This window comes from Phormidium pseudopriestleyi FRX01, assembly GCF_017313335.1.
Taxonomy (GTDB): Bacteria; Cyanobacteriota; Cyanobacteriia; order Cyanobacteriales; family Laspinemataceae; genus Laspinema; species Laspinema pseudopriestleyi.
The window spans coordinates 1-7,542 of record NZ_JAFLQW010000201.1; the positions used below are offsets into that span (position 1 = coordinate 1).

The window sequence follows — 7,542 nt, forward strand, 5'->3', positions numbered from 1 at the left end:
ACCAGGACCTCAAAATCCGGGTAGTCTTGTTGGAGGACATCGGCGAGGGTGTCTCTGAGTACCTTTTCCCGGTTGTAGGTGGGAATAATCACAGAAATCGAGGGCAAAGACATGGAGTTAAGGGTTGAACGTTTAGAGTTTAGAGGAGTTGAAGGCGATCGGCAAGGGAACCGGGCGGTTTAGGGGCCGGGTTTATTTCTTTTTCTGTTTCTTTTTAGAGGACCCTTTCTCACCTAGTAACCCGAGTTCCTCAGCTTCGAGTTTTTCCTGGGCAACCTCTCGATCAAGGTCAGGCAATTTGAACAGCAACCCGGCAAATACCCAGTAATAGACCGCAACCGGGTCTACATCCAGAGGATAATAGTAAGTGTTATAGCTGATAAACAAGATAAAAACCCAATAGGATGCGCCATAACCTCGGAGATTTTTATCTTTGACAGACCGATAGGCTTTAAAGGCAAGATAGGTCAGAGTCGTAACGAAAATCAGAAATCCGATTACTCCCACCGGGCCAATTTCATAAAGTAATTTAGGGTAGTAGGTTTCGATCAGCTTAGGATCCCCGAACATCCGAGCGGAGTTGGTAGCTCGGCCTAATCCATTCCCAAAAAAGCCATCCTGTCCTTTTGAGGTAAATTCGGCTTGGTCTGCGATAAAATCCGTAGGCGGAGAAGCATTCCATCGGCTGATAAAACTATCGATCCGTTCAGTAACTACATCCGGGAAGAGTGCCATCGCCCCAAATCCTAAGATAGAAATTCCGATGGCGATGGGAATAAATCGTTTCAGATTTGTGACTTGGCCGGTGACTACCAATAGAATAACAGCAAATACAGGCACAAGAGCCAGAGCAATTCGTTGACCGGAGATGACTGAATTGACAAATACTAAGGCCATTCCCAGGAAACTGAGAATCTTCCAGACTAATGAGGGATCGTTAAAGGCTGAGGCAAAGGTAAAAAAGAGGTTAGCAATCAGGAACCAAGCCCACTGCCAGGGGGCAACAAAGGTACCGGGTAAGCGAATCATACTCTGCTCAGGACTAAAAACCAGGGAACCCCCGACGAGACATTTAGCATCAAGGGTGGCTTTAAATAGGGCTTCCCCCACATAGCCGCGAGTGCCTGCACAGCGACCTGTCAGCAGTAGCCAATACTGCAAAACACCCAATCCACAGCAGATCAAGGCCAGAACGACATGGGTGCGTGTCAACCACAGAAATTCCTTTTTGTTACGGATTAGATAGTAACTGCATCCGAGTAAGGGAATATAGCCGAGGAAGACTTTCAGACCCAAAATTCCCATCGGGATGGGCTGGCCTTCGGGTTTGGGGCCAAACTGTTGAGCACCGTTGACAAACACCAGAGTCATCAGGCAGACCAACAATAGAATGTTCAGCGCTGGACCCAGTTGGGGGGGAATTAAGAAGGGGAGTTTTTTGCGCTTGATCTCCTGGTACAGGGCGATCGCCCCGGGAACATAAAACCCATCTTTAGCCAGTTGAAAGATGGCATTTCCCCCGCCAATCCAGTAGGTAATGGTGCCGGAAAAAGGCATATAGATGAGGAAGCCCCATATCGCCAAACGGGGGTATTTGTAGGAAAGGAATAAAACCGCTACTCCACCGCCTCCGGCGATCGCTAACTTGAAGTCTGCGACAAAAAAAAGTACGATCCCGATCGCCGCACCGAGACCTCCATAGGTCTGAAACGATTGAATCATCGCTTTGCGTTCGCGATCAACCTTCTTTTGTTGGGCAGCCAGTTCTTTTTTGCTCACAGAAGGCGCTTGTGCCTCCTGATTGGTTTGGGACTTTTTCTGAGATTTTTGCTTGTTTTTTAACATATTCCAATGGTGAATCTTCCCCAGGAATTAGACCCTCGAACCGCCGAGCCTTTCTACGGACAATCACACAAACCCGACTAATCACTTCTCATTGATAACATCAAATCCACTCAGGTGGCTATATCTAGCTTCCGGGAGTGGCGATCGCCCTCATCACCACGCAGATCTTAGCGTTTCGGTGGACTCATGAGGTCCAATACATAGGAGAGTAGAGTTTTGGAGGAAATTCGAGCGCTCTTTATGAGAAATTGATTTTCATTGATGATTCCGAAGTAGATAGGGCCTTAATCAAAACCCAGGCAAGACCTATTAAAAATCAAAAATCTAAAGATTAAAAACTACAAAAAAGAAAAGAATATCTTTTTTTAACTGCTTTATTATCCCACAAAAATTATTGTCTTGGCCGACCCATAGTTTATCAAAAAATAGAGATTTATTTGAAACATTTTTGTGACAACATGGTTCTATGTTTATGTGAAAATGCTTGTATTTTTAGGGTGATGCCACTTTTCACAAGAGCCAGATAGTTGAAAAATTTGAAACAGCTAGAGCAAAACTTATCTATCTCTCTTTTGATTCTCCGGAATTTTCTCTGATTCAAAATGTTGGATCAAAAATCAAAGAAATTCTCAAAAAAATTCAAGCTAGAAACTATGCAAATTTAGTTATTGGGATGACAGAAGCAATGCGGCCAGTCACTCCACTGTGAGTAGCATCACCTAACCTCGTGCGTCAAGTCACTGCAACACTTCTTAATATTGCGTTACATTTATTTACATAAGCCAACGAGGACAAACGAAATGTACACCAGCACTGACGAACAAGGACTTCTCAACAACTTTGCAACTGAACCGAAAATGTACCGCGCTGAGTATCCGTCTCCTGAACAGCAAAAGCGCTACATTGCTTACGGTGCGGCCTCTATGGTACTCGTGGCCCTGACAATTTTTACCGCAGTCGCCATCAGCTAATCCTCCAGTTTTGATTTAACTCTCCTCTATCAAGCGCCCCTACTGGTTAGGGGCCATTTTTTTGTCCGGGAGGAAATTGTCAGCGATCGCCTGTTCCCGTAAGATGGCAACTAGCGGCACTTACAAAAAACAACCCTTTATGACTGAGACAATTTTTAGTAAAATCATCAGCCGGGAAATCCCGGCTGATATCGTTTATGAGGATAACTTGTGCCTCGCCTTCCGAGATGTGAATCCTCAAGCGCCGGTTCATGTCTTGGTGATTCCCAAGGAAGCGATCGCCAAATTATCCGATGCTGAACCCCAAAATCATGCTTTGATGGGTCATTTGCTCTTAACCGTTAAGCGCGTCGCCGAACAACTCGAACTCAAAAATGGCTATCGGGTGGTGATTAATTGCGGTGACGATGGGGGTCAGACGGTGAATCACTTACACTTACATATTCTTGGGGGACGTTCCCTGAGTTGGCCTCCCGGTTGAGGCGACTGTAGATTTCCCTCAATTGTAGGGGCAATTCACCAATTGCCCCTATCCCTAAATGAAAGAATAACAAGCATAAATTAAACCCAATAGATGTACTGATTTAGAGAGAAAATATTTTGAATTCCGGCAGTCTTTACTATGAAAAATTGACGTTATTTACCTGGAGCAAATTAGGTAAATTATCCGAAATATTACTTAGACCAAGGCATTCAAATTTTGGGCGGTTTCATTTAATTTATGAATGCCGATTTTGGTTTGGTTAATGCCGTTCACGGTTTCTATGGCACTTTTGTTGAGGTCGTTCATGGCGGTGACCACCTGGTTAATGGCGACCGCTTGCTGTTTGGTCGTCAGGGAAATTTGCCGGGAATTGAGGACTACATCATTAATGGCATTGAGCGAGGCTTCTTGATTGGTCAAAATTACCTCATTAATCGCTTCGGAGACCTTAGAAAAAGCCTCTGAGGTTTCCCGAGAGAGGGTGATACTTTCCTCGGCTTTTCTTTTGCCATCTTGGGTGACAGTTACTGTTGAATTAATAGCGGATTCTATATTAACGACGAGGGTACTAATTTTTTGCGCTGAGGCTTTACTTTGGTCTGCCAGTTTGCGAATTTCTGTGGCAATTACACTAAATCCCTTGCCATTTTCTCCCGCACGAACGGCTTCTACTGCGGCATTGAGAGCCAACATATTGGTTTGTCCGGCGAGGTCACTGACGAGACTGGTAATGTTACTAATCTGGTTGGTTTGTTCACTCAATCGGAGAATTTGGAGGGCAATTGCTTCTACTTTGTCGGTTAAAACTAGCATTCCTTCCTGAGTGCGTTCCACAGCTTGGATGCCGCGATCGGCGAGGGTTAAGACTTCTTGAGCGCCCTGAACTGAAGATTCCGCAAGCTGTAAGACTTGATTGGCATTGTTTTCAGAGAATTGGGCTTGCTCGGCGGTGAGGGTGGAGGAGGAGCCTAATTCGGTCATTGTGGCACTGGTTTCGTTAACTGAGGTGGCTTGTTGAGAGAGGGTGCGTTCATGTTGCTCGACAGTGGAAGCAATTTGGGTGGATGCGGAGGCGATCGCATTGGTTTCTTGGCGGATAATTCGGGCAATACTAGAGGAAATAATTAGAGCCACAATGACTGCAATTCCTAATAATAATAAGCAGCCTAATGTCATCCATATCACCAGGGCTTCTAAGGTGTGGATTGACTTTTCATTTTCTTCTAATAGCAAGTTTTTTTGCTTGTCTTCAAACTCATCGGTGAGTTCTTTAAATCGAGTGACTAATTGAGTGCCTTGTTGATTCGACCACAGAGCGATCGCCTCCTCCTTTTTACCACTTTCATAAAGGTTTTTCACTTCTGTAAAGAACCTGATGTAGTTTCTAGTTAGCTCAATCATCTCCAGAATCACTTCTCGATCTTCAGGAAGCACATAGAGTTCCTTTGCTTCATTCGCAAAGTTGTCAAATTCGCTGACTGCGCTATAATATCGATTGAGATATTCTAAATTCCCATTCACGAGATACCCTCGGGCCTCTCTAACCAGCCCTAATGCAGTATTAGTGATGTCATTTAAGGTGATAAGTCGGGATTGAATCAATTCGACATTTTCAAAAGACTGACTGACTTTTTGGGCCGATTCATAAGTAATGACCATAAATCCGGCGATGGCAATGGCGATGGGTAAGCCATATCCCAATACCATCTGATTTCGGAGCTTTAAATTGGCAAACATAGTCTTTGATACTCCTTTTTTAATACCACAAATACGACTTCTTTTCAACTTTCTAGTCATTGTTGTGTTTAGATAAAAAGTAAAAATGCAGTAGCCAAATCCGTTGAGATCTGTGCTGAATCGAGTGAAACGCAGCTACATCCCCGGTATCCAGTTCTTTCAGGCTTAAAATCACTCTTTCATGAACCGTGAATCCTTATGTCAGTCATCCCGTTCAATGTTTCATGATTTTACTGCGGATCATTACTCGATTTTAGACCCCTTATTCTTTAGGGTTAAGCCGACTCTAAAACCCTAGTACAATTCGGGATGGACTGTCAACTCAATCTGCGCTAGTTTCCCAATTTAACCCGCATTTAAACTCCATATTAATTATTCCCCAAAATGGGGAAAGATATCCCAACCATTCAGGATAGTTTACAATTCGCATTATGTTTTAACAATTTTTGAGAGAGTTTTTTGTTTCTCCCCACTAAAACCTCGTGAGAGTCAGGGTTCCCCATGAAATCCTAGGTGGGATGCCCCTGATGGGGGATCGCCTGAATCATTTTTTCCCAAAGCCCGGGTTTATGCCCTAAACTGACCCATACTCTGAAGACAGGGTTCAGATCATTGATCGCTGATTGGGTATAAATGATTAAGGATTGTTGAGACTCCATTTCTGAGTCTGACTTTCGAGGGAATCAACCCAATCTCAACTCGGGGAAAGAATCACCCAGTCCTGTGCTTCGATAAGATATTAGCTAAAGCATTCCTAACTGTCCCTGAAACTATAGCCCAATGGCGATCGCAATTGATTTTGGAACAAGCAACACGGTCATTTCGCGCTGGAATTCTGCAACCCAGCAACCGGAAACCCTTAAACTACCGGGATTATCCTGGCAGTTGGGTCAAAATCCACCCTTAATTCCCAGCTTACTGTATGTCGAGAACGCCACAAAACAACAAGTGGCGATCGCGCAACAAGTCCGGGACAAGGGCCTGGACCTCAAAACCGACCCCCGGTTCTTCCGCAGCTTTAAACGCGGCATCGGCACCGATATCCAGGGATTCCTTCCGGAACTCGATGGCGAAATCATCACCTTTGAAAAAGTCGGGGAATGGTTCCTTACCGGACTCGTCAACTCCCTGCGACAAGTCCCTCTTCCCGTAGACTCCTTAATCTTAACCGTTCCCGTGGATAGCTTTGAAGCCTATCGCCACTGGTTGGGACAAGTCTGCCAATCCCTACAAGTCGAACAAGTCCGGATCATCGATGAACCCACCGCTGCTGCCTTGGGATATGGACTCACAGAAGGCGAAAACTTGCTCGTGGTAGACTTTGGCGGGGGAACCCTAGATTTATCCTTAGTCCAACTCGATAATACTACCGGGAAAAAACCTCTAGGATTTCTCCTCAAATGGGGGGATAAACTCTTTGCTGAAAGTTCCGGACAGAAAGTTAAAACGGCTAGGGTTTTAGCCAAGGCGGGGAAGAACTTAGGCGGCAGTGATTTGGATAATTGGTTAGTGGATTATTTTGCTGAAACTCAAGGAATGGTCAAAACCCCTCTAACAATGCGCTTGGCGGAAAGATTGAAAATTCAACTCTCTTTACAAAAACAAGCGAAAGAGGTTTATTTTAATGATGAAACTTTGGAGACTTATTCCTTAGAATTAGACCGCAGTGGATTTGAGGAAATTCTGGAAAAACATCAATTTTTTGAGTCTTTGGATGATGCCATGAATCAGGTGAGTCAGCAAGCGCGACGGCAGGGATTGGATTTTGCTGATATTGATGCCGTGTTATTAGTGGGGGGAACGGCACTGATTCCATCGGTTCAAAATTGGGTCAAGCAATATTTTGATGAGACCAAGATTCGGTGCGATCGCCCGTTTGAAGCTGTCGCCCAAGGTGCGCTGCAACTGAGTCAAGGGATAGAAATCAAAGATTTCCTCTATCACAGTTATGGCATTCGCTATTGGGACCGGCGCAATCAATGCCACAATTGGCATCCCTTAGTTCGGGAAGGACAACCCTATCCCATGAGTGAATCTGTGGAATTAATGCTGGGTGCATCGTTAGATAATCAGCCGAGTATTGAGTTAATTATTGGGGAATTAGGGTCAGATACGGGAGGAACGGAGGTGTATTTTGATGGCGATCGCCTGGTAACCAAGCGATTGCAAACGGGCAAAATAGCCGTGCAACCCTTGAATGATAAAGAGGGGGCCAGAAGCATCGCTAAACTCAATCCTCCGGGACATCCAGGGAGCGATCGGGTGAAGGTGTTATTTCAAGTCGATGAACAGCGCTTTTTGCGAATTACCGTGGAAGATTTATTCACCACTCAAATCCTGGTGGAGGACCAAGCAGTTGTGCAATTGAGTTGAACAAGATAGCAGTTTCCGAACTCATGAGGTACAGATCGCAATCAGGAATGCGTTGATAGATCCGATGTGGAGTGCGAGCATCTTGCTCGCTATTGCCCTAGCGAGCAAGATGCTCGCACTCCAGAAGAATAA

At 44.9% G+C, this 7,542-nt stretch carries 6 protein-coding genes; 3 read left to right on the forward strand and 3 right to left on the reverse strand.

Going from position 1 to position 7,542, the window contains the following annotated elements:
• Positions 1 to 113 (reverse strand): glycosyltransferase (locus J0895_RS07280; protein ID WP_207087448.1); only part of this gene is annotated, 113 nt, incomplete at its 3' end.
• A 79-nt stretch (positions 114 to 192) separates the two neighbouring features.
• The gene (gene hpsL / locus J0895_RS07285) at positions 193 to 1,845 is read right to left on the reverse strand and encodes a hormogonium polysaccharide biosynthesis protein HpsL (RefSeq protein WP_207087444.1); all 1,653 of its coding nucleotides are present in this window, start codon (positions 1,843 to 1,845) and stop codon (positions 193 to 195) included.
• A gap of 800 nt (positions 1,846 to 2,645) precedes the next feature.
• On the opposite strand from hpsL, the gene psb34 reads away from it, so the two are divergent.
• Together psb34 and J0895_RS07295 are read left to right on the forward strand one after the other, a co-directional pair.
• Entirely contained in the window at positions 2,646 to 2,816 is a 171-nt protein-coding gene (psb34, locus tag J0895_RS07290; RefSeq protein WP_207087445.1) for a photosystem II assembly protein Psb34, read from the forward strand.
• 103 nt (positions 2,817 to 2,919) lie between these two features.
• A complete protein-coding gene (locus tag J0895_RS07295; protein ID WP_479724797.1) occupies positions 2,920 to 3,297 on the forward strand; it encodes a histidine triad nucleotide-binding protein in 378 nt (125 codons plus the stop codon).
• A gap of 198 nt (positions 3,298 to 3,495) precedes the next feature.
• Here the strand turns inward: J0895_RS07295 and J0895_RS07300 are convergent, their stop codons facing one another.
• Positions 3,496 to 5,037, reverse strand: coding sequence for a methyl-accepting chemotaxis protein (locus J0895_RS07300; RefSeq protein ID WP_207087446.1), 1,542 nt, complete (start codon positions 5,035 to 5,037; stop codon positions 3,496 to 3,498).
• Between the two features lie 780 nt (positions 5,038 to 5,817).
• Between J0895_RS07300 and J0895_RS07305 the strand changes: the two genes are divergently transcribed.
• Complete coding sequence (locus tag J0895_RS07305) at positions 5,818 to 7,410, forward strand: Hsp70 family protein (RefSeq protein WP_207087447.1); 1,593 nt, start codon at positions 5,818 to 5,820, stop codon at positions 7,408 to 7,410.
• Positions 7,411 to 7,542 lie beyond the last annotated feature (132 nt).